This window comes from Pseudolysinimonas sp. (assembly GCF_039912695.1).
Classification (GTDB): domain Bacteria; phylum Actinomycetota; class Actinomycetes; order Actinomycetales; family Microbacteriaceae; genus Pseudolysinimonas_A.
Genome location: NZ_JBDSPJ010000023.1, coordinates 57680 through 79042 on the forward strand (window position 1 = coordinate 57680; position 21363 = coordinate 79042).

Consider the following 21363-nt stretch of genomic DNA (forward strand, 5'->3'; position numbering starts at 1 on the left):
CGTCAACAATGCCGAGAACATATCATCTTGACTGGAGGGGAGTGCGATATGGCGAGTTGGAGTGTGCTCCCGGACGGGGTCTGGGACGTTACCAATGACGTGATCGAAGTTGCCATCCCGGTATTTGACGCGCTGGATGGGCTCAACGACGACTTCGTGCTCGCGATCAACGGCACACGCTCGAGCGCGGTCAACGACGCCGTCGTCGCATTTTTGGGCACCGCAGCCGACGAACTTCAGATGATCCAAGGCCGAGTTCCCGGTGCCGTCACCGCGGCGCGGGAAGCGACGAATGCGCTCAACCACGGTGACAGCGAAATGGCCGCGATCATCCAGTCCCAGGCGGTTCGCGCCGGCAGTCCTCCCCCGCACGGAGCGATTTGATGCATCAGCAACTCATCGATCCCAGCCTGATCCCGGGCCGGACTGTCGTACCCGACAATGTCACGACAGCAGCCGACGCAATCTCGGCGAAAGCTGACACGATCGGCCAGGGCGGTGTGGACATCACCCAGGCATGGAACGGGCTACGTGCCGTGTACTCAGCCGATGGCGCCGCGGTGCTCTATTCCGCAATGGGCCCGGTTGAGTCGGCATCGGAACGCCTCGCCGACGCGCTCCGGCGGGTTGCGCGCGCCTTCTACGACTACGCAGACACGACGCGACCGATCGTTCGCGACGCCGACGATCTCGTCGAGTCGGCTCGCATCTTCGTACGGATCGCGAACGCCTTCACTCCTCGGATGGCTAACCCTGAAGACTTCTGGGTCGGCTTCGGCTTCGGGCAGACGATCATCGAGCACTGGTACGAGGACCCGAACCTCAATCGCACCAACAACGACCTGGTCGGTCGCGCCTACCTCATCGGCGAAAGGTTGCGTGAGGCAGCTGATCAGTGCGCCGCCGACATCCGTGCGGCGGGCCGTTTGTCGTCGGGGGCAGTCGTAGCGGCAGCCACCAAGGTCCCCGACCAGTTGGAGGCGCCGTGGGGCGCAACAGGAGACCGCGAGGAATCCTGCGCCGAGAAGTCCACGGTCTTTGTTCCTCATCTGATCGGCGGCGCGATCGGCGGACTCGGCGAGATGGGGTCGGCGCTCGGTGCTCTTCTGATTGGCTACGACTTCCGATCATGGCCACCTCCGCAGTTCCAGATGGTCGCCGGGTTGTTCACCGGGGAACGCGAAGACGGCTACTTCATGCCGGGAACCGCCCAGCAGCGTGATACCTACGCCGCCGCGTGGCTCGGCCTCGCCCACCTGGCGACCGGTCTGGTCGGCTTCACGGGCGGACCCATCTACAGCGAGATCGTTGCTCCCCAACTGCGTGACTTGGGGTGGGACGCCGGTTTCGTCGACGGCACCCAGCAATGGATGCGCGACTCGAACACGGCGTCGTGGAACATGGTGACCGGACTCGTCGGCTACGAGATCCCTGACAAGTGGTGGGACGCGCAAACCTGGGACGGCTACAACGGATTCCAGCACTGGGTCGACGATCCGGGCGATCAGGCTGGTCGCTCGGTCTTCAATATCGCCTCCCTGCTCCTCCCGGTGAAGGGTGGGGGAGCCGTCGCGCACGGTCTGGAAGCCGCTGGCGACGCTGGTCGACTCGCGGATGACGCTGCCGGAGCCGCCACTCGGGCCGGAACTCACCTGGTAGACGGTGTTTCGGTCGTCGTTCGGCACGGCGATGACTTGGCCGTTGTGGTCGACGACGTCGCGGGAGTGGGCTCGCACGCGGCCCACGACCTCGCTGACTTGCGGGGTACGCGCCCCGTCGACGACATCGGCACGGGAGCGGATGACCTGGCGCGCAGAGGCGACGACTCGCCCCCGCCCTCGCATCCGGCCCACGAAGCCCCCGACAGCCCGCCTTCGCATCCTGCAGACGGCGCGCCCCCACCGCATGACCCGGCAGCCGAGCCTCCCAGCGGGCATCCGGACTCAGAACCGACGCCACACGATGGCGATCCGACGCACGACGGTGACGGGCCCACTCGCGACCCCGACGACCCCGGCACGAATCCCGATGGGCCGCCAGCGAACCCCGATGACGCGACCTTGCCGTACGAAGTCGACAAGGTGGCGATTGACGTCGACCTGCCGCCAAGCCCGGCGTTCGACGAGGCGCTGGCTGCGCGAGACGCGGCTGTCGGCGAACGTGCGGAGGCGGTCGCCGCGCGCGATGACCTCATCTCGGAGCTGCGGGATCACGGTGTCGAGGTGAACCCAGCCGAGTTGACGGTTGGGCATATTGACCGCGTGATCACCGACCTGAAGGCCCAGTTCGGATCGGATCCGGCGATCGGCGGCCTTCTCGACGACCTCCTTGACGCGTCCGGAGCGGAACGCCAGTCGTTGGGTGACCTGCGCGCCGCGAGCGAGGATCTCGGAACGGTCGCCGCGCGCGACTGGCTCGCATCGGAACAGAGCACCCTGCTCATCGACGATGTTCCCGGCTCTGGTCGGTTTGACCTCGTCGGCCTGTCGGCCGACGGTCACACGCTCATCGTGGTCGAGGCGAAAGGTGGTTCAGCGACGTTGGGTGAAGGTCGCCTGCTCCCGGATGGCGTGCGCGCCCCGCAGGGGTCTACGGCCTACTTTGCGGACGTGTTCCGCAAAGACCCCGCTCTCGGCGAGCTCTTGAACACCCGCCCGGATCTCGCGCAAGGTCTCGCCGGCGGCACCATCGGAGTCCGGTACGACTTGGTGCAAGCGCGCGGCACCGGAGCGGTGTCGGTCTTCGATCTACGATTGAACCAGCAATACCTCAGCGATCTCTTGGGAGGCCTCCGATGAAGGACCTTGACGGGTTCGCCGTGGCTGAGGCTGACGATGTGCGCCCGATCCTCGAGGCGTTCGGCGCGATCATCTGGCCGGCTCCGGCCGAGACTGCTGCTGCTTTCGCGGCCCAGTTGGGATGGCAGATGACTCGCCCTCGCGCCGCCCAGACGACCCTCGCGGTGAGTTGGCGGGAAGCCGGGTTCGTAATGTTCCGTGGCGACCTCGACGAGATCCAGTTTTCGATCACCGACAGCATCCCGCTGGACCGGCGTGACGATCCGGCAACGGGTGCGGTGGTGCGAGCAGCGCACGCGGCCGAGAAGAAGGTGTTGAAGGATCTGCTCGGGGAACCGACGGGATCGCGGGGCGGAACCGATCCGTCGGTCTGGTGGGATCTGCCCTCCGGCGGCCGGGTTCAGGTCAAACGCCTTCCGAGGAGCGTGCTGCTGAAACTTCAGTCGAAGCACCTGGTCGACCTGGCACGCAGCGAAGCACGCCTGGGCATCAATCCCGACCGGGTTTACGGAGTGGACGGATGACGCCGATCGCGGCACCTTCGCCCGAGCAGCTTGAAGACCTTCCCGTGCAAGTCGACCGGGCGGCGAATGGCATCGTCACCGTCACGGCCTGGAGCGACGACAACATGGTCACCGTCAGTTGGGACACGGCTCGCGGCACCGCCCAGATGGTCTGGCGTCAAGACGGTCAGGACTATCTGAGTGCAGATCGGTCGGACGTAACCGAAGTCTCGGTCCGCGAGCTCGGCGACGACGGGATCGAGTTTGTCGTCCTCTGGGGCGCCCCGCACGAGCAGCGTCAGCTAGTGGCTCGGGTTCTCGACCCGGTCGAGATGACCGACACGCCGGTCACGAATCTCTAGGCCTGCAAGAGAATGGTGGGGTGTCCGATAGCCCCCTCGCCGAGAGTCCGTACACGGTGCTCGGCGTCTCGGAGCAGGCGAGCGATTCCGAGCTGAGACGCACGTATCGGCGCAAGCTTCGGGAAACTCATCCCGACACCGGCGGGGAGGCGGCCCGGTTCGACCTCATCCAACGCGCGTGGGAGCAATTGGGCACGCCCGAAGGTCGGGCCGCCTACGACTCGGGGGCCGCGCGGCCGGGGAGTCGCGCTAATCCATCCGCGCGATCTTGGGCACCGCAGGCAACGTCGTCGCGAATGGGCTCGACGCGTCCGGAGTCACTGATGCACGGTCATGCCGGCAGGTGGAACCGCGAGCAGTACCTCGAGCTGCTGCACGAATGGGTCGGGGCGGGCGTCAACATCCCGGACCCGTACGACCCCAAGCTCGTTCGTTCGACGCCCCGCGCGGTTCGGCACCCCCTCGCCTCCGCGATCGCTGAGGAGGACACGGCGATCGTGCTTGCCGGCCTCGGGATGGGCTTCACGGTCTGGAATAGCGTGCGAACTGCCTCGGGCGCTGTGGGGCAAGGTGCCGCGCGCAAAATCGACCACATCGTGCTCGGGCCGACCGGTCTCTGGGGGATGCTCAGTGAAGACTGGGGTGCCAGCGTGGCTGCGCGAGGCGGAGACATCGTCGGCCACGACATCCACCCGGACGAACGGCCGATGCACGACCTCGCGACAAGGGCGCGTGAGTTTGAACGGCAGGCGAAAGTCAGGTTCTCCGCGCTGGCGATTGTCGCCCCCGACGACGCGAGCCCCGAGGGCGTCGAGACCGTTGGGACAATCCGTGGCGCGCCCACGTTTCTCGTGCAGCGCGCTCGCCTCGCGAACCTCATCCGCGCACGCGAGCCCGGTGTCGCTTTCGGGGGAACCGACCTGTTTGAGGTGCGGACGCGCGTCCAAAGCGCCGCGCGCTTCGTCTAGCCGCGGCAAGAGCGACGTTCAGGTGGCGCCGGTCACCAGGGTCAAGCGATGCTCGCTGCGGGAGACCGTGAGCCGCTGACCCCACGCGATCGACAGGCGGTCGCGTTCGATGCCGTCGCCGAAGGCGACCAGCAGTTCCGACTCGGCGGTGAGGTCGAGGGTCTGGCCGGCATCGAGCAATCCGAAGCCCAGGCGGCGGCCGGTCGCCGGGGAGGGCCAGGCTTCCCGCACGAACCAGGCGAGCTGGGTTGACTCCGCGGGTGGCAGCAGGTCGACGAGCCCACGATCGTTGGCGATCGACGATGACCATCCGGTCGCCCCGGTCCCGGTGCCCACGATGATGCCTGACGACGACTGCCGTTCGGGATCCTGCTGCGGCACCGCGAGCGTGTAGCGCGACGACTGATGGCCGGGGTCACCGAGGTAGAGATCGTTGAGGGCGAGCAGGGTCTGGCCATCGTCGAGCGTCGCCTGCACCATCGCGCGCTCCTCGAACGCCGCCGTTCCGCGGCGCACGCTGGCGACGACCGCCGCAGCGTGGTCGGGAGAGTGCGGCACCAGGATGCCGGCGTTGCGGCCCGGCTCGGGGTCGACACCGATCACGGGCTGGCCCGCGAGGTACTTCGCGACGTTCGCCACCAGGCCGTCCTGGCCGACCGCGACGACCACGTCTTCGGGGGCGAAGAGGTAGCGGTCGAGGTCGGAACGTTCGACGCGCGCCTGGCGGACGTCATCCGGAAGGCTGGTGGACACGAGGTGCATCGCGTTCTCGATCGCCTCGTGGCGAGCCAGAACGTCGTCGATGTTGCGCCCTCGCGAGCGCAAGAAGAACTCAGCCTGGCCAAACGTCGCGTGCCGGTCGAGCAACTCCTCGTACTCCGACCTGCGGTACACGAGGACGACCCGGGTGGGCAGTGCCACCGGTTCAGGCCTTCGGCGGTCGCACGGTGCTGAGCTGGGTGAGCGCCTGCGTCAACACGTCGGGCGTGAGGTTGAGCGTTCCGATCGACGGCAGGTTGCCCGCCACTTCCCGGAAGGCCATCGCGGTCAGGATGCTGGGGTCGACCCCCGCATACGCCGCGAGTTTCGCTTTCTCGGTCTCGGCTTCGGCCTTGCCGACCACCCGAACGCTGTCAGCTCGTGATGCCGACTCGAGCCCGAGCCGCTCAGCTCCAGCTTTGCTCGCGATGAGCGCGCTCGCGGCCTCCTCGGTCGCGCGGCGCTGAGCGTTGGCGCCCTCCTGCTGCACGAGCAGTTGCTCGCGGGTCGCGAGTTCGATCTTGCTCTGCAACTCGTTCTCCGAGATGGTGCGCTCCTGCTCTACCGCGAGTGCTCGGCGCTCGTAACTCGCGGCATCCGCCTGCTGTTGCACTTTCTCGCGCACGGGAGTTTCGAGGGCTTTCTCGACGTCGGCCTGCGGACGAATCGAGACGATACGCACGGCGATCACCACGACCGAAGTTTCGGCCAGGCGCGCGTCGCCGACCAGCCCCTGCGAGGTGACTGCCCGCACCTTCGGAATCCCCGTGCCCAAGACCTCGGTGAGGGGCACGGTTGAGATGTACTCCACCGCGTACTGCTGAGCGAGTTCGGTGATGCGGGTGCCGACTTGTTCGAGCGGCTTACCGATCCAGCGCCCGTGATACGGGTCGATCGAGAAGTCGATCCGCGTCGCGGCGACCTCAGGGTCGGCGAAACGGTAGGTCACGGTGGCCTGCACCGAGATCTCCTGAAAGTCTTTGGTGCGCGCGCCGAAGAGCATCGAGAGTTCACCTTCGGCGATCGGGATTTCGCTGATTGCCGCGTTGAGCGCACGGAAGTAGAACGAGATCCCGGCACCGCGGTGGCGCACTTTGCCACGCTTGGCATGCACGATGAAAGCGGTCGGGGTGCTGCGCAGGTGTCGCCGGAACAGGAAGCTGCGGATGTCGGCCATGCCGCACAGCCTAGGCGCGAGGCACTGCCGCGCGAGGGCCCAATACCCCTATGCTGGGGCCGCTCAGCATGGCTGAGTCCCTCAGTTCAAAGGAGAACAAGGTATGGCTGCTGTAACCAACTCTCGCCGGTCCATTGCCGGCATGGTCCTCGTCGTCGCGGGAGCACTGCTGCTTCTCAACTTCGTGCTCGTGCTCGCCAAGGTGGCGGCGCTCACCCCGTGGCTTGAGTTCCTTGCCTACCTGGCGATCGGTGTTGCGTTCCTGATCCTCGCCCTCGCGTCGTTCCGCGGCACGATCACGCGGATCGCGCTGGTCGTCGGAGCCGTCGGCTGGCTGTTGCTCGCGCTGGCCCTCGTGGTCAGCGGGCTGCCCGCCGCGCTTGTGACGGTCGCCCTCGTGGCGGCCGCTCTGGGCACGCTGATCGCGTCCATCGCGCTCTACGTCGGCAAAGAGGTCACCAACCAGTCGGCGATCGCGTTTATCGTGACGGCGATCGTCGCGGCGATCATCCTGGTGGCGGCCGTTGCCGCCACCGCGCTCGGCGACTTCGGCACGGTGCTCGCGGTGCTGTTCGCGATCCTCCTGATCGTCACCGGCGTGCTCTTCGCCCGTACGCAGGGTTCGCGGGGCCGCTAAGCCCTTCGCCCAACCCACACCACGACCGCTGGTGACCCGGTACTCGCCGGGCACCAGCGGTCGTGTGCGTTAAGTGGGCCCCGATCGCCTCCGCACCTCACCAGCGGTCGTGAACCGCTGCCCGGAGGCGACGGTCGTAGAGGTCGCGCACGGCGGCGGTGAACTCGGGCCCGAGCGGGGCGACCGATCCCGCTGCCGCGTTGCGTCGGGCCTGGTCGACATTGCGGGCGCCCGGGATGACGGTACTGACACCCGGGATTTGGGTCAGCCAGGCGATGGCTGCCGCGGCTGGTTCGAGGCCGTGTTCGCGGGCCAGCGCCGAGAACTCGCGTGCCGCCTCGACCCCGTCGTCGTAGTCGACGCCCGAGAAGGTCTCGCCGGCGTCGAACGACGAACCGTCACGGTTGTAGCTGCGGTGGTCGTCGGCAGCGAACTGCGTGTCGTGGTCGTACCGTCCCGAGAGCAACCCGCTGGCGAGGGGGATGCGGGCGATGACGCCAACGCCGGCAGCCGCAGCCGCCGGCAGCACCTCGTCGAGCGGCTTGAGCCGGAAGGCGTTGAGGACGATCTGCACCGTCGCAACTCCGGGGCGGGCGATCGACGCGAGTGCCTGAGCCGTCGTCTCGACGCTCACGCCGTAGGCGGTGATGACCTGTTCGGCGACCAGAGTGTCGAGAGCGTCGAAGACCTCGTCGGAGGCGAAGACGCCTTCCGGCGGGCAATGCAGTTGCACGAGGTCGAGAGTGTCGACGGCAAGGTTGCGCCGCGACCGGTCGGTCCATTCGCGAAAGTTCGCAAGCGTGTAGTTTGCCGTGTCAAGAGCGACCCGACGGCCCATCTTGGTCGCCACGAAGATGCTGTCGCCGAGCCCGCGGTCGGTGCGCCACGCGCCGATCCGCGACTCGCTACGCCCATCGCCGTAGACATCAGCGGTGTCGTACATCGTGACCCCGGCCTCAAGCGAGGCATCGAGCACGGCGCGGGCGTCGCCATCATCCACCGTCCCCCAGTCGCCGCCGAGCTGCCAGGTACCGAGGCCGATTGCTGAGACGGAGCGGGCGGTACGCCCGAGGATGTGGCTCGTCATGGGGTCAGTCATGCACCCATGTTCGCAGGGGTAGGCTATGCGGGGCCGACAGAAGCATCTCGACATCGAGATATCGCCATCGCTCCTCGGCCGCCCGCCCACTTCGCATCGGGAGAATTCAGCCGTGGATCTGTACGAGTACCAGGCCCGTGATCTGTTCGAGAAGCACGGTGTGCCCGTGCTCGCGGGCATTGTCGCCGACACCCCGGAAGAGGTGCGGGCAGCCGCCGAGAAGCTCGGTGGGGTGACTGTCGTCAAGGCGCAGGTCAAGATCGGCGGTCGCGGTAAGGCGGGCGGCGTCAAGGTCGCTAAGACCCCGGCGGATGCCGAAGAGGCCGCGAAGGCGATCCTCGGTCTCGACATCAAGGGCCACATCGTCAAGCGCGTCATGGTGGCGGCCGGTGCCGACATCAAGGAGGAGTACTACTTCTCCGTGCTGCTGGACCGGGCCAATCGCAGCTACCTGTCTCTCGCCTCGTACGAAGGTGGCGTCGAGATCGAGCAGCTCGCCGTCGAGAAGCCCGAAGCGCTCGCGCGCATCGCCGTCGATCCGATCGAGGGCATCGACCTGGCCAAGGCGAAAGAGATCGCGATCGCCGCGAAGTTCCCCGCTGAGATCATCGACAAGGTTGCTCCGGTGATCGTCAGCCTCTACGGCGTGTACGTCGCCGAAGACGCCACCCTCGTCGAGGTCAACCCGCTCGTGCTCACCGGCGCCGGCGAGATCGTTGCCCTCGACGGCAAGATCACGCTCGACGAAAACGCTGGCTTCCGGCATCCCGACCATGAGGCTCTCGAAGACAAAGATGCTGCCGACCCCCTCGAGGCGAAGGCGAAGGCGCACGACCTCAACTACGTGAAACTCGACGGCGAGGTCGGCATCATCGGCAACGGCGCCGGGCTCGTGATGAGCACCCTGGATGTCGTGGCCTACGCGGGCGAGCGGCACGGCGGCGTGAAGCCCGCCAACTTCCTCGACATCGGCGGCGGGGCTTCCGCCACCACGATGGCCGCCGGTCTCGACGTCATCCTCGGTGACCCGCAGGTCAAGAGCGTGTTCGTCAACGTTTTCGGCGGAATTACCTCCTGCGTCGCGGTCGCCGACGGCATCGTGAAGGCGCTCGAGATCCTCGGCGATGCGGCGACCAAGCCGCTCGTCGTGCGCCTCGACGGCAATCAGGTCGACGAGGGCCGCGCGATTCTCGCTGCGGCGAACAACCCCCTGGTCACGCTCGCGACCACCATGGATGACGGCGCCGACAAGGCCGCTGCACTGGCTTCTCACTAATTCCGGCTTCGAAGTAAAGGACTGACGGTATGTCGATCTTCCTCACCAAGGACTCCAAGGTCATCGTCCAGGGCATCACCGGCGGCGAGGGCACCAAGCACACCGCGCTGATGTTGAAGGCTGGCACTCAGGTCGTCGGTGGTGTCAACGCCCGCAAGGCCGGCACGACCGTCGAGCACGACGGCGGCGTGACGCTTCCCGTCTTTGGCACCGTCGCCGAGGCGATGGCGCAGACGGGCGCCGATGTGTCGATCATTTTCGTGCCGCCGGCGTTTGCCAAAGACGCGATGATCGAGGCGATCGACGCCGGCATCCCGTTGCTCGTGGTCATCACTGAAGGCATCCCGGTGCAGGACACCGCCGAGGCGTGGGCCTACGCCCAGCAGAAGGGCACGACCCGAGTCATCGGCCCCAACTGCCCCGGCATCATCACCCCGGGGGAGTCGCTGGTCGGCATCACCCCGAACAACATCACGCACAAGGGTCCGATCGGTCTGGTCTCGAAGTCGGGGACACTGACGTACCAGATGATGTACGAACTGCGCGACCTCGGCTTCTCGACCGCAATCGGCATCGGCGGTGACCCGATCATTGGCACCACCCACATCGACGCGCTCGCCGCCTTCGAGGCCGACCCCGAGACGAAGGCGATCGTCATGATCGGCGAGATTGGTGGCGACGCCGAAGAGCGCGCTGCCGACTTCATCAAGGCCAACGTGACGAAGCCAGTCGTCGGCTACGTCGCGGGCTTCACCGCCCCCGAAGGCAAGACGATGGGCCATGCGGGAGCGATCGTGTCCGCCGGTGCGGGCACCGCCGAGGGCAAGAAGGTCGCCCTTGAGGCAGCTGGCGTCAAGGTCGGCAAGACGCCGTCCGAAACGGCGGCTCTCATGCGGGAGATCATCGCGGCGCTGTAGCCGTCGGGAGTCCGCCGATAGGCTGGGCGAACCGCCACCGACCAAGGGGATCGATGTCTGTCCGCCGTTTCATTTCGCTCGCCGCAGTTCTCGCCGCGGGCACCCTCGTGCTCACTGGATGCTTCCCGTTCGGTTTCGGTACCGGGGGAGGATCGGGGCAGACCACCACCGAGACGTCGCACACCGACGAAAAGGTGGATGCCGACCTCGTGCCGTTTTACACCCAGAGCCTGACCTGGACGTCGATGGGCGGTCGGCTCGACTCGACGACGATCACGGTGCCGCTCGACTGGTCGCAACCGACGGGCGCGACGATCAAACTCGCGATGGCGCGCCAGAAGGCCCAAAACCCCCAGGGCTCGCTGCTGATGAATCCGGGTGGCCCCGGCGGTTCGGGCTTCGACTTTGTGGCCTACTCGGGCGGCGCGGTCACCTCGAAGGTCGCGGCGAACTACGACATCATCGGCTTCGACCCCCGCGGCGTTGGACAGTCGACTCCGATCACGTGCTACACGGATGGCAGCGACAAAGACGAGCTGCTGTACGGCACCTTTGACGCTGCCTACGGAACCCAGGCCTGGGTCGACGAGTTGACAGCGCGCCAGAAGGACTGGATCGCGGCCTGCCAAGAGAACACCGGCGACCTGCTCGGGCACCTCGATGCGGCATCCGTCGCGCGCGATATGGATGTCATCCGCGCGGTGCTCGGCGACGAGAAGTTGACTTACCTCGGGTACTCCTACGGCACCTACCTCGGCACGATGTACGCCGAGCTGTTCCCGAACAAGGTCGGGCGAATGGTGCTCGACGGCGCGGTCGATCCGCTGGTCGACGACCTCGACGCCCTCGCGACGCAGATGGCCGGTTTCGAGAGCGGCTACCGTGCCTTCCTCACGCAGTGCCTCGGCAGCAAAGATTGCCCGTTCAGCGGATCAGTCGACCAGGCCGTGCAGCAGACCGTCGACCTACTCAAGTCGGTGGATGGCAAGAACCTCACGTCGGCTGACGGTCGCACGCTCGACTCGGCAACTGCCGCGACAGGTCTGATCGAAGACCTCTACGCCCAGTTCCTCTGGCCCGATCTCAAGCAGATGCTGACCGATCTGAAGGCCGGCGACGCCCAGGGCGCATTCGACGCCGCAGACCAGTACAACCACCGCTCTTCGGGCTACTACGACGGCAATGGCTACGAGATCTACACCGCAGTAACCTGCGACGAGGGAACCCTCGGCACTGACAACAAGGATGTTCTTCAGGACCTCGACGTGATCAAGGCCAAGGCCCCGTCGCTCGGTTTCTATGCCGCGCTTGACGATACGGCGGCGCTTGAGGCGACTTGCTCGAACTGGCCGTATCCGGTCGCGACCCTGCCCACACAGTTCGACGCTCCTGGCGCGCCGCCGATCCTCGTGATCGGAACGACGAACGATCCCGCGACGCCGTATGCGCAGGCGGTATCGCTCGCCAAGCAGCTCTCGAGTGGCGTAATGATCACCTACCGGGGCGAGGGGCACACGGTCTACGACCAGGGCGTCGCGTGCATCGACAATCTCGTGGACGCGTATTTCGTCAGTGGCACGGTGCCGAGCGCCGACCCGATGTGCTGACCTTTTCGCGCCGCCTTTTGCACACCGAGGGTGTCGGGTCGTGACTCGACGACTGACAGTGCTGTTTGCGACCCTCGAAGCACTGCTGGTCGCCGCGATCGGGGTTGCGATTCCCCTCGTGGCCTTGACCGCGATTTGGGTCGGGCATTTCGGATTCGGCCCCGACTGGACGGTGTTTTGGCGCGCGTCGGTGGATGTCTGGCTGCTCGGTCACGGCGTCGATGTGACGTTCACGCTCGATCCGTCCATCGCGGTCGCGCTCGGTCTGCCCGCCGCGGGCGACCCGGTGAAGATCACCATCGCGCTGCTCGGTTTCGCTCTGCTCACCCTGTTGCTCGGCGCGCGCGCCGGAGGTCGAGTTGCGGAGACCGGCCACCGTCTGCTCGGGGGATGCGCAGCCTTCGTCGCGTTCGCGGTGGTGTCGCTGATCATCACGCTGAGCGCGCTTCACCCGCTCGCGCGCCCTTCGCTCTGGCAGGGAATCATCCTCCCCGCCGGAGTCTTCGGGGTCGGACTGGTGATCGGCGTCGTGCGGGCAGGGCGTGATCGACATCCCGGGGCGGGCGGGAGCTCGGTGCGGGACTGGATCGACGACTGGCGCCCGGATGTGCGGGCCGGCGTGGTGGCATCCTTCAAAGCCGGGATCGGCGCTGTCGCGGTTACGGCGGCCGTTGCGTCGGTGCTGATCGCGGTGCTCTTCGTCGTGCACTTCACCGAGATGATCGGCCTCTACGAAACCCTGCACACCGAAGTGATCGGCGGCGTCGCGCTGACCGCGGGTCAGGTCGCCGTGCTTCCCAACCTGGTGATCTGGGCGATGTCGTGGTTGATCGGGCCGGGCTTCGCGATCGGTGCGGGGTCGCACGTCTCGGCTCTCGGCACCGCGCTCGGGCCGCTGCCCGCGATTCCCGTCCTGGGTGCGCTGCCCACGAGTGACCTGCCGTTCGGCTTCGTCGGGATCTTGGTGCCGGTGGTCGCGGCGTTCCTGACCGGAGTGGCCGTGCGGCCCGCCCTTGCCCGCGCACTCGACGGCTATGTCAGTGCGCGCGTCGTCGTCGTCGTCGCCGTCGGTTCAGGACTGGTCGGTGGGCTGTTGCTGGGTTTCCTGGCGGCGGCATCGGGCGGCTCGGCCGGACCCGGACGCCTTGCCGTCGTCGGTCCTGACCCGATCGCGGTTGGTCTGATCGCGGCTCTCGAGTTCGCCGTCGCGACGGCGATCGGCCTGGCGGCCGCGGGTCGCCTGCCGCGTCGACGTTAGTTTCGCCGCCGGTAGGCTGAGCCCGTGCTGCGCCTGGTCGTTCTCATCTCCGGGGGTGGCTCGAACCTCCGAGCGCTTCTGGAAGCCTCCGAAGATGCCGAGTTCCCGGCCCGGGTCGTCGCGATCGGTGCAGACCGCGATGCGGACGGTCTCGCTCATGGTGAGGAGTACGGCATCCCGACCTTCGTCGTTCCATTCGGGGCGTTCGAGACCCGCGAGGAGTGGGGTGTCGAGTTGCTTTCGCAGCTGCGGCAGTGGGAGCCGGATGTCGTCATCCTCTCCGGCTTCATGCGGCTGCTCCCACCCGCCGTCGTGGCGGCCCTTGCTCCCGGCCTGCTCAACACTCACCCTGCGTACTTGCCCGAGTTTCCCGGCGCTCACGCGGTTCGGGATGCGCTCGCCGCGGGGGCGACCGAAACCGGAGCGACGGTAATCGTGGTCGACGATGGTGTCGACACGGGTCCCGTGATCGCTCAGACCCGCGTTCCGGTTCTGCCGGGCGACACCGAGGCCCGGTTGCACGACCGCATCAAGCTCGTCGAACGCGGACTCTTGGTGCAGGTCGTCCTCGACATCGCAAACGGCCACATCGATTTGAAGGAGCTCAGTTGAGCGGCGCAACCATCGACCCCTCGCTCTACCGCGAACGCAACCTCGTGCCGATCAAGCGCGCGATCGTCGCGGTGAGCGACAAGACCGGTCTGGTCGAGCTCGCCCGCGCGCTGGTCGCGGCGGGGGTCGAGATCGTGTCGACCGGCGGAACCTCGGCGGCGATCGCGGCGGCCGGCATCCCGGTGACCCAGATCGGTGACCTCACCGGATTCCCCGAACACCTCGACGGTCGGGTGCGGACCCTGCATCCGAAAGTGCATTCCGGTCTGCTCGCCGACCTGCGGTTGGAATCACATGAGGCGGAGCTCGCGAAGTTCGAGATCGAGCCGTTCGAGCTGGTCGTCGTCAACCTCTACCCGTTCGCCGAGACCGTCGCGTCGGGAGCCGAACCTGACGCCATCGTCGAACAGATCGACATTGGTGGCCCGGCGATGGTGCGTGCGGCGGCAAAGAATCACGCCAACGTGGCGGTATTCACCGACCCGGCGCTCTACGGCGACCTCGTGGATGCTCTCGCCGCGGGCGGCACGACGCTGTTGCAGCGCCGCGACCTCGCGCGCGAGGCGTTCCGGCACACCGCGAGCTACGACATCGGCGTTGCCTCCTGGATCGGGAGTGTGCTCGCCCCCGACGATGAGGGCAGCGGATTCCCCGGCTGGATGGCTGCCAACTGGATCCGCAGCGAGGTGCTGCGCTACGGCGAAAACTCCCACCAGCGCGCGGCCCTGTACGCGAGCCCGAACGGCGTCGGCATTGCCCAGGCCCGACAGCTGCAGGGCAAGGAGATGTCGTACAACAACTACGTCGATGCGGATGCCGCGCTGCGCGCCGCGTACGACCACGCCACTCCGACGGTCGCGATCATCAAGCACCAGAACCCGTGCGGGATCGCGACCGCTTCGACGATCGCCGAGGCTCACGCGCTGGCGAACGCGTGCGACCCGGTGTCGGCGTTCGGCGGGGTCATCGCGTCGAATCGTCCCATCACTCGCGAGGCAGCGGAGTCGATCGCCCCGATCTTCACCGAGGTCATCGTCGCCCCCGGGTTCGAACCGGGTGCCCTCGACGTGCTGGCGGGCAAGACGAACTTGCGCCTGCTCGAGCTACCCGACGGGTTCGGCGACGGCGCCACCGAGTTCCGCCGCATCTCGGGTGGGCTGCTCGTTCAAACCGTCGACCGGCAGTTCGCGCCAGCGCTGCAGTGGAAGCTCGTCGCGGGAGACCCCGCGGATGCGGCGACCCTTGCCGATCTTGAATTTGCCTGGATCGCGTGCCGCGCCGTGAAGTCCAACGGCATCCTGCTGGCCTCCAACGGAGCCGCAGTGGGCATCGGCATGGGGCAGGTTAATCGCGTCGACTCCTGCAAGCTCGCGATCGACCGGGCGGGTGACCAGGCGCGCGGGAGTGTGGCGGCATCCGACGCGTTCTTCCCGTTCGCCGACGGCCCGCAACTGCTTCTCGACGCGGGAGTGAAAGCGATCGTTCAGCCCGGAGGTTCGGTGCGCGACGACGAGGTTATTGCCGCGGTTCAGGCTGCCGGCGTGACGATGTATTTCACCGGCGAGCGGCACTTCTTTCACTGAACGGCACGCCTATGATTCGGGCATGCCTCAGATTCCTCACCGTTTCCCGGTTCGTCGCGCGCTGCCCGTGGTCGGCGCCCTGATCGTGGTGGCCGCGCTCGCCGCATGCGTCCCGGGCGCAGGCGCCGGCGTGCCTTCCTCCTCCCCGAGCGGCGCCGCGAGCGCCTCCGCGTCACCGAGTCCCAGTGGCGCGGCCTCGGGCGCGCCCGTCGCTGGTGCTCCCTGCACGCGCGATTCGCTCATTGCGACCTACACCGCGACAGATGGCACCGCCGGTCACCTCCACGGCATCCTGACCTTCCAAAACCACCTCGACACCCCGTGCACGCTGAGCGGCTATCCGACGGTCTATTTCGGGCAGCCCGACACGGCCGGCGGAATGGGCGCTCCGGCATCGAACGACAGCTCGGACCCCGGTTCCCCCGTCACGCTCGGTCTGAATGACACGGCGGTGGCGAACCTCACCATCACCGAAGCGGGCATCGTCGACGGCTGCGCGATTGTCGACACCTACTATTTCGCGGTCTCACCACCCGGGGTGGGCTTTGACATCGACACGAATGCGATGCAGGCGACGGCCGAGGGCCTCGAAGGGTGCTCGAACGACGTCTCACTGCTGGTTGTGGGTGGCATCGCCGCGGAGTAGCACCACGGGTCCGTTAGGGTTGATCGCCGGGCGTGAAAAGTGCTCACCTAAGGCTTCACTCACGCGATTTCAACAGAAGGTCTTCACCTATGGCCCAGAACGCAGTCGACCATATGGACCAGGCGCGGGAGATCATCGCGCAGATTTCCGGCGCGTACTCGCAGCGGATCGTGGGGCAAGACCGCCTGCGCACGAGTCTGCTCGTCGCGCTGATCGCCGGCGGTCACGTGCTGCTGGAGAGCGTCCCGGGCCTCGCGAAGACCACCGCCGCGAGCACCCTGGCTGACACAATCGACGCCTCCTTCAAGCGCATCCAGTGCACGGCCGACCTGCTTCCGAGCGACATCACGGGCACCCAGATCTACGAGGCCCAGACCGGCAAGTTCCGCACCGTGCTCGGGCCCGTGCACGCCAACATCGTGCTGCTCGATGAGATCAACCGCTCGAGCGCGAAAGCCCAGAGCGCGATGCTCGAAGCGATGCAGGAGCGGCAGACAACGATCGGCGGCGAGACGCACCTGCTGCCCGATCCGTTCCTGGTCATTGCGACGCAGAACCCGATCGAGCAAGAGGGTACCTACGAGCTTCCCGAGGCGCAGATGGACCGCTTCCTGCTCAAAGAGATCCTGCAGTACCCGAGCCCTGAGGAGGAGATCGAGATCCTCGATCGCCTCGACTCGGGAGTGCTCGCGCCGCAGAACCACGCCGAAAAGGTCGCGTCGGTCGCCGATGTGCGACTGCTGCAAGACGTCGCGGAGCAGATCTATGTGTCGCCCGATCTGCGCAAGTACATCGTCGGACTCGCGTACGTCACCCGCAACCCGACGGAGTACATCGGTGCCGAGCGGGCGCGGTTGATCAGGTACGGGGCGAGCCCCCGAGCCTCGATCGCGTTCGTACGCGCCGCGCGGGCCTACGCGCTCCTGAACGGCCGGGACCACGTCCTGCCCGACGACATTTCGACCCTGCGACACGTCGTCCTGAGGCACCGGGTGCTGCTGAGCTATGAAGCAGAAGCCGAAGGCGTGCGCAGCGAGGACATCATCGACGCGGTCTTCGGCGCGGTACCGACGCCCTGACCGGCATCCGATGGCCAGCATTCTCGCCCGCGTGAAGAGCAAACTCTTCATCGCATCGACCCTCAAGTCGATGCATCCGCTCGACGGCGGATACGCCTCGCTCGTGCGCGGTCGCAGCCTGGATTTCGAGGACCTGCGGGCGTACGAGATGGGCGACGAGGTGCGCGACATCGACTGGCGGGCGACGGCGCGCACGGGCGAGCCGATGGTGAAGCGCTCGTACGCCGAGCGCCGTCACACGATTCTGTTCGTGGTCGACAGCGGAGTCGGGATGCGCGCGCTCGCCCACGACGAGGGAAGCAAACGAGACCTCGCGATCCTCACTGTTGGGGCGTTGGCGTCTCTCGCGGTGAAGCACGGCGACGACGTCACGCTGATGTACGCGCAGGATGGCCGCGCTCGCCGACTGGCGTCCCGCCGTTCGGAAGGGGGAGTCGAGGTGATGCTGCGTTCTCTCGATACGGCGCTCGACGCCGCCACCGACGCCGCTCCCCGAGACATGCTGCTGCGCGCCGTTGTGCAGACGGTCGCGCGGCGCATGATCATCGTCGTCATCTCTGACGACGTGCCGATCAGCGAAGCCAGTGAACGCGACCTTCGACGGCTGCGGGTGCAACACGATGTCGTCTGGCTGACGCTGCGGGATGCCGACCCCGTACTTCTCAAGCCTCCCGTCCGCGCCCGTCGCGACGCCAACTCGGGATGGACGGTTCCCGACTTTCTTCAGGGCAGTGCCGAGATCGTCGCCGAGTTCAATGCGCAGCGGGCCGAAGCCGATGCCCGTCGCCAGTCGCTGCTGGATCGCCTCGAAGTCACTCACGCCATGATCGTCGGGCAAGACTCTGTCGTTGACGACCTGCTGCGGATGCTGAATCGGAGGGCACATGCCCGACGATGATCTGCTCTACCCGCCTGCCCAATACGGGGCAGCCTGGCTGCTGCTCACATTCGCTGTCGTCGTCGCGGCGATCCTCGTCGGGCTGCTCGTGAGAGCGCTGACCCAACCCCGCCGACTCAACACGATGCCGTCGGCCGATCCCACCGCTGTCCTTGCCCAGTTGCGGGCGGAATACCAGACCCAAATCGACGAGGTCGAGCAGCAAGCCGCGGTCGGCCAACTCGACGCTCGACGTGCTCACGCCGAGTTCAGTCGACTCATGCGGGCGTTCGTCAACGAGTACAGCGGGCTCGAGGCACCGGTGCTGACCCTGCAGGACCTCGTCGCGCGCGGCGCACAACCGGAACTCGTTGACGCGCTTCGGCGCTTTGCCTATCCCAGCGAGTTCCGCCGGGAGGCACCGCTCGATCCGGCCCTCGGAGCCGAGGCCGCACGGCAGGTCGTGCACACGTGGCACTAGAAACTCCCTGGCTGGGAATCGTCGTCGCCGCCCTCGGGGCTGCGGCCCTCGTGATCGGCCTCCTGTTTGCGCTGCGAGGTCGACGTCGGACCTCCGGGAGCATGATCGTCGGTGCCGAACGGGTGCGCGCCCTTCCGAGTGTCGCGCGCGCCACCCGAACCCGGGTCGTCGCGATCACGGGAGCCCTGCTTCTGGCAACGACCGCCATCGCGGCGGCAGCTGTCGTCGCTGCCCGCCCGATGGCGGAACACGTCATCCAGCCCGAAACGCTCAGCCGCGACATCATGCTGTGCCTCGATGTGTCGGGCTCGATGACGGATGTCGACGGGGAGGTCGTCGACGTGTTCTCGCGGCTCGCCAAGGACTTCAAAGGAGAGCGCGTCGGGTTGGTGATCTTCAACAGCTCGCCGGTACAGATCTTTCCGCTCACCGACGATTACGACTTCATCCTCGACCAGCTCGACCGGATGGGGGACAGTCTCGATTACCTCGACAGTGGCACCCCCGAGCACTGGGTGGGCACTCTCAACGGCGCGGGCGCTTCGCTCGTCGGCGACGGGCTCGCGGCGTGCGCCCTCGGCTTTGACCACCCGGATGCCGACCGCGCACGCTCGATCATCCTGGCTACTGACAACGAGGTGAACGGCGCCGAGACGATCACCCTTGCGGAGTCGGCCGCCTACGCTCATTCGCTCGGCGTGCGCGTGTTCGCGATTGACCCCGCGACGGCGGGATCGGCGACAGGTCTCGCCCTGCAGCAGGCGAGCATCCAGACCGGGGGCGGGTACTTCAGCCTGCACGATGCGACCACCGTCGAGAGCGTCGTCGCCGAGGTGCAGGCCGAAGACGCGACGATGTTGGAGGGTGAGCCCCGCATCGTGCGCGTCGACGCACCGGGACCCTGGCTCGCGGTGCTCGCGGTCGCCGCGCTTGCCCTCGTACTCGTCGGCTGGAGGGCACGCACATGATTTTCCAACCCGTCATTCCCGCCGTGCTCGTCGTCCTGATCGTGCTGGCGGTCGCGGCAGCCGCAGTGTGGAGGTTGGTCCGCAGCCGCGGTGGAACTCGCCTGATCTGGGTCAGTCGCATCCTGCTGGTGTTCGCCTGCGGCCTCCTCTTGCTGCGCCCCGGTGTCCCGGGCGGCGAATCCCAAACGCTCGCGACCGAGGTCGACGTCGTGTTCGTGATCGACACGACGGCGAGCATCGTCGCCGAGGATTGGAACGGCGACAATCCGCGCATCGACGGCGTCCGTGCCGACGTTCAAGACATCGTCAACCGCTATCCCGGCGCGCGCTTCTGCGTGATCACCTTCGACGCGGACGCCGTGGTGCGCGTGCCGCTGACGACCGACTCGACGGCGATCGTTTCGTCGGTGTCGGTGTTGCGGCCCGAAGTCACCGCGAACTCCCGAGGCAGCTCGGTCGGTGTTGCCGCACCTCTTCTCGAAGACACCCTCCAGGCCGCCAAGAAACTCACGCCCGAACGCATCCGACTGGCGTTCTATTTAGGTGACGGAGAACAGACGTCGTCCGGGGCGGTCGAGTCATTCGATGGCAGCGCCGACCTGATCTCCGGGGGTGCCGTGCTCGGCTACGGCACCGCTGCCGGGGGTCCCATGCGCACCACGTCGCTCGGGAATGGCCCGGGCCCCTACATCACCTATCAGGGTGAGCAAGCGCTCTCCACGATCGATCCCGCGAACCTGAACACCATCGCGGATGATCTCGGCGTGACGTACCAAGAGCGAACGGCAGGCGAGGCGGTGGATCTCCCGGATATTCCGGCCACGACGACGACAGCGGATGGATCGACCCAAACCGTTGCGGAATTCAGTTGGATCGTCGCGCTCGTGATTGCCGCCCTCCTGGCCGTCGAACTCGCTCGCGCGATGACACTGCTGGTCACCACGGCGCGGGTGCCGTCGCGGACCCGATCGAAGGGGGACGCGTGACTGAGCCGACGACCGTCCTGCGCGCTAACCGCCGTCGACGCCTGGCGCGACGGGTGGCCATGATCGCCGCCACCCCGATCCTCGTTCTCGTTCTGCTGCTCGGCGTGAAAGTGCTCAGCATGTACGCCTTCGCTTACCAGTCGGCTGCGGCCTACGCGGCAGGCGACTACGCGGGAACCGTGCAGGCAGCGCGATGGCAGGAACCGCTCAACTTCTTCGAACCGTACAAGGCACCGTTCAATGTCGGAGTGGGTCTCACCGGTTCTGGTGACTTGACGGGTGCTCGCGCGGCATTCGAGGAATCGCTCGGGCTTGCGCACGGGTTGGAACAGTGTGCCGTGCGCGTGAACCTGGCGATCGTGATCGAACGAATCGGCGACGCGGCGGCGACCGCGGGTGATCGCGCAGCGGCCAGTGCGGCCTGGCAGCAGGCGCTTCTCGTGATGTTGGAGGGCCCCGAGGGATGCCCAACGCCTGAAGCGGACGCCGTATCGCCTGATCCCACCCAAAACATGGAAGACACAATGACGGAGGAGGAGCGGCGGCTCCGCGAAAAACTCGCGGATGGCAGTGGCACCAATCAATCGCCGCCGCCGGACGAGACCCCGCCGCCGCCGACCCCCGATGACGGGCAGATCTCCAACATCGAGGAGCAGCTCCAGCAGGGAACAGACGAGCGCGACGACTACCTCGATGGTCAACAGGGTGACGGCGGGTCCGGGACGGATCGTCCATGGTGAGCACTCGGGGTGACCGAAACCAGTACTCGG

At 66.8% G+C, this 21363-nt stretch carries 22 protein-coding genes; 19 read left to right on the top strand and 3 right to left on the bottom strand.

Features of this window, described 5'->3' with window-relative positions:
• Positions 1-48: 48 nt before the first annotated feature.
• From ABIR17_RS10710 to ABIR17_RS10730, 5 genes are read left to right on the top strand one after another with little or no spacing between them, the layout of a single operon-like run.
• Positions 49-384, top strand: a complete 336-nt coding sequence (locus ABIR17_RS10710; RefSeq protein WP_348004384.1) for a DUF6507 family protein — start codon at positions 49-51, stop codon at positions 382-384.
• Positions 384-2798, top strand: coding sequence for a hypothetical protein (locus ABIR17_RS10715; RefSeq protein WP_348004385.1), 2415 nt, complete (start codon positions 384-386; stop codon positions 2796-2798). The genes ABIR17_RS10710 and ABIR17_RS10715 overlap by 1 nt, the downstream gene beginning before the upstream one ends.
• On the top strand, positions 2795-3322 hold the full coding sequence (locus ABIR17_RS10720) for a DUF6301 family protein (protein WP_348004386.1): 528 nt from the start codon (positions 2795-2797) through the stop codon (positions 3320-3322). Before ABIR17_RS10715 ends, ABIR17_RS10720 begins: the two co-directional genes overlap by 4 nt.
• Positions 3319-3663 (top strand): hypothetical protein, encoded by a 345-nt coding sequence (locus ABIR17_RS10725; protein WP_348004387.1) that lies wholly within the window; start codon positions 3319-3321, stop codon positions 3661-3663. The genes ABIR17_RS10720 and ABIR17_RS10725 overlap by 4 nt, the downstream gene beginning before the upstream one ends.
• A 20-nt stretch (positions 3664-3683) precedes the next feature.
• Entirely contained in the window at positions 3684-4631 is a 948-nt protein-coding gene (locus ABIR17_RS10730; protein ID WP_348004388.1) for a J domain-containing protein, read from the top strand.
• 18 nt (positions 4632-4649) lie between these two features.
• Here ABIR17_RS10730 and ABIR17_RS10735 read toward each other — a convergent pair whose 3' ends face one another.
• A complete protein-coding gene (locus tag ABIR17_RS10735) occupies positions 4650-5552 on the bottom strand; it encodes a hypothetical protein (protein ID WP_348004389.1) in 903 nt (300 codons plus the stop codon).
• Between the two features lie 4 nt (positions 5553-5556).
• Positions 5557-6567: an SPFH domain-containing protein gene (locus ABIR17_RS10740; protein WP_348004390.1), complete on the bottom strand. Its 1011-nt coding sequence runs from the start codon at positions 6565-6567 to the stop codon at positions 5557-5559.
• A gap of 103 nt (positions 6568-6670) precedes the next feature.
• On the opposite strand from ABIR17_RS10740, the gene ABIR17_RS10745 reads away from it, so the two are divergent.
• Complete coding sequence (locus tag ABIR17_RS10745) at positions 6671-7204, top strand: hypothetical protein (protein ID WP_348004391.1); 534 nt, start codon at positions 6671-6673, stop codon at positions 7202-7204.
• Positions 7205-7301: 97 nt separating this feature from the next.
• Here ABIR17_RS10745 and ABIR17_RS10750 read toward each other — a convergent pair whose 3' ends face one another.
• Complete coding sequence (locus tag ABIR17_RS10750) at positions 7302-8291, bottom strand: aldo/keto reductase (RefSeq protein WP_348004526.1); 990 nt, start codon at positions 8289-8291, stop codon at positions 7302-7304.
• A gap of 124 nt (positions 8292-8415) precedes the next feature.
• Between ABIR17_RS10750 and sucC the strand changes: the two genes are divergently transcribed.
• From sucC to ABIR17_RS10815, 13 genes are all read left to right on the top strand, one after another.
• Positions 8416-9579, top strand: coding sequence for an ADP-forming succinate--CoA ligase subunit beta (gene sucC / locus ABIR17_RS10755; RefSeq protein ID WP_348004392.1), 1164 nt, complete (start codon positions 8416-8418; stop codon positions 9577-9579).
• Positions 9580-9608: 29 nt separating this feature from the next.
• Positions 9609-10496, top strand: a complete 888-nt coding sequence (sucD, locus tag ABIR17_RS10760) for a succinate--CoA ligase subunit alpha (protein ID WP_348004393.1) — start codon at positions 9609-9611, stop codon at positions 10494-10496.
• A gap of 53 nt (positions 10497-10549) precedes the next feature.
• On the top strand, positions 10550-12103 hold the full coding sequence (locus tag ABIR17_RS10765) for an alpha/beta hydrolase (protein WP_348004394.1): 1554 nt from the start codon (positions 10550-10552) through the stop codon (positions 12101-12103).
• A 40-nt stretch (positions 12104-12143) separates the two neighbouring features.
• The gene (locus ABIR17_RS10770) at positions 12144-13361 is read left to right on the top strand and encodes a DUF6350 family protein (RefSeq protein WP_348004395.1); all 1218 of its coding nucleotides are present in this window, start codon (positions 12144-12146) and stop codon (positions 13359-13361) included.
• A 24-nt stretch (positions 13362-13385) separates the two neighbouring features.
• Complete coding sequence (purN, locus tag ABIR17_RS10775; protein ID WP_348004396.1) at positions 13386-13973, top strand: phosphoribosylglycinamide formyltransferase; 588 nt, start codon at positions 13386-13388, stop codon at positions 13971-13973.
• The gene (purH, locus tag ABIR17_RS10780) at positions 13970-15556 is read left to right on the top strand and encodes a bifunctional phosphoribosylaminoimidazolecarboxamide formyltransferase/IMP cyclohydrolase (RefSeq protein ID WP_348004397.1); all 1587 of its coding nucleotides are present in this window, start codon (positions 13970-13972) and stop codon (positions 15554-15556) included. Before purN ends, purH begins: the two co-directional genes overlap by 4 nt.
• Positions 15557-15578: 22 nt before the next feature.
• Positions 15579-16202 carry a DUF4232 domain-containing protein gene (locus ABIR17_RS10785; RefSeq protein ID WP_348004398.1) on the top strand — a complete coding sequence of 208 codons (624 nt, stop codon included), beginning with the start codon at positions 15579-15581 and terminating at the stop codon, positions 16200-16202.
• A gap of 89 nt (positions 16203-16291) precedes the next feature.
• Positions 16292-17281: a MoxR family ATPase gene (locus tag ABIR17_RS10790; protein ID WP_348004399.1), complete on the top strand. Its 990-nt coding sequence runs from the start codon at positions 16292-16294 to the stop codon at positions 17279-17281.
• A gap of 10 nt (positions 17282-17291) precedes the next feature.
• Positions 17292-18179, top strand: coding sequence for a DUF58 domain-containing protein (locus ABIR17_RS10795; protein WP_348004400.1), 888 nt, complete (start codon positions 17292-17294; stop codon positions 18177-18179).
• Complete coding sequence (locus ABIR17_RS10800) at positions 18166-18639, top strand: hypothetical protein (protein WP_348004401.1); 474 nt, start codon at positions 18166-18168, stop codon at positions 18637-18639. The genes ABIR17_RS10795 and ABIR17_RS10800 overlap by 14 nt, the downstream gene beginning before the upstream one ends.
• Positions 18630-19607 carry a VWA domain-containing protein gene (locus ABIR17_RS10805; RefSeq protein ID WP_348004402.1) on the top strand — a complete coding sequence of 326 codons (978 nt, stop codon included), beginning with the start codon at positions 18630-18632 and terminating at the stop codon, positions 19605-19607. The genes ABIR17_RS10800 and ABIR17_RS10805 overlap by 10 nt, the downstream gene beginning before the upstream one ends.
• The gene (locus tag ABIR17_RS10810) at positions 19604-20593 is read left to right on the top strand and encodes a VWA domain-containing protein (RefSeq protein ID WP_348004403.1); all 990 of its coding nucleotides are present in this window, start codon (positions 19604-19606) and stop codon (positions 20591-20593) included. The genes ABIR17_RS10805 and ABIR17_RS10810 overlap by 4 nt, the downstream gene beginning before the upstream one ends.
• Complete coding sequence (locus tag ABIR17_RS10815; RefSeq protein ID WP_348004404.1) at positions 20590-21333, top strand: hypothetical protein; 744 nt, start codon at positions 20590-20592, stop codon at positions 21331-21333. The genes ABIR17_RS10810 and ABIR17_RS10815 overlap by 4 nt, the downstream gene beginning before the upstream one ends.
• Positions 21334-21363: the final 30 nt, after the last annotated feature.

Bases quoted from the DNA above. Each gene is read 5' to 3' on its own strand.
- ABIR17_RS10710 (WP_348004384.1), top strand. From the start codon at position 49: ATGGCGAGTTGGAGTGTGCTCCCGGACGGGGTCTGGGACGTTACCAAT.
- ABIR17_RS10715 (WP_348004385.1), top strand. From the start codon at position 384: ATGCATCAGCAACTCATCGATCCCAGCCTGATCCCGGGCCGGACTGTC.
- ABIR17_RS10720 (WP_348004386.1), top strand. From the start codon at position 2,795: ATGAAGGACCTTGACGGGTTCGCCGTGGCTGAGGCTGACGATGTGCGC.
- ABIR17_RS10725 (WP_348004387.1), top strand. From the start codon at position 3,319: ATGACGCCGATCGCGGCACCTTCGCCCGAGCAGCTTGAAGACCTTCCC.
- ABIR17_RS10740 (WP_348004390.1), bottom strand. From the start codon at position 6,567: ATGGCCGACATCCGCAGCTTCCTGTTCCGGCGACACCTGCGCAGCACC.
- ABIR17_RS10745 (WP_348004391.1), top strand. From the start codon at position 6,671: ATGGCTGCTGTAACCAACTCTCGCCGGTCCATTGCCGGCATGGTCCTC.
- ABIR17_RS10750 (WP_348004526.1), bottom strand. From the start codon at position 8,291: ATGACGAGCCACATCCTCGGGCGTACCGCCCGCTCCGTCTCAGCAATC.
- sucD (WP_348004393.1), top strand. From the start codon at position 9,609: ATGTCGATCTTCCTCACCAAGGACTCCAAGGTCATCGTCCAGGGCATC.
- ABIR17_RS10765 (WP_348004394.1), top strand. From the start codon at position 10,550: ATGTCTGTCCGCCGTTTCATTTCGCTCGCCGCAGTTCTCGCCGCGGGC.
- ABIR17_RS10785 (WP_348004398.1), top strand. From the start codon at position 15,579: ATGCCTCAGATTCCTCACCGTTTCCCGGTTCGTCGCGCGCTGCCCGTG.
- ABIR17_RS10790 (WP_348004399.1), top strand. From the start codon at position 16,292: ATGGCCCAGAACGCAGTCGACCATATGGACCAGGCGCGGGAGATCATC.
- ABIR17_RS10795 (WP_348004400.1), top strand. From the start codon at position 17,292: ATGGCCAGCATTCTCGCCCGCGTGAAGAGCAAACTCTTCATCGCATCG.
- ABIR17_RS10800 (WP_348004401.1), top strand. From the start codon at position 18,166: ATGCCCGACGATGATCTGCTCTACCCGCCTGCCCAATACGGGGCAGCC.
- ABIR17_RS10810 (WP_348004403.1), top strand. From the start codon at position 19,604: ATGATTTTCCAACCCGTCATTCCCGCCGTGCTCGTCGTCCTGATCGTG.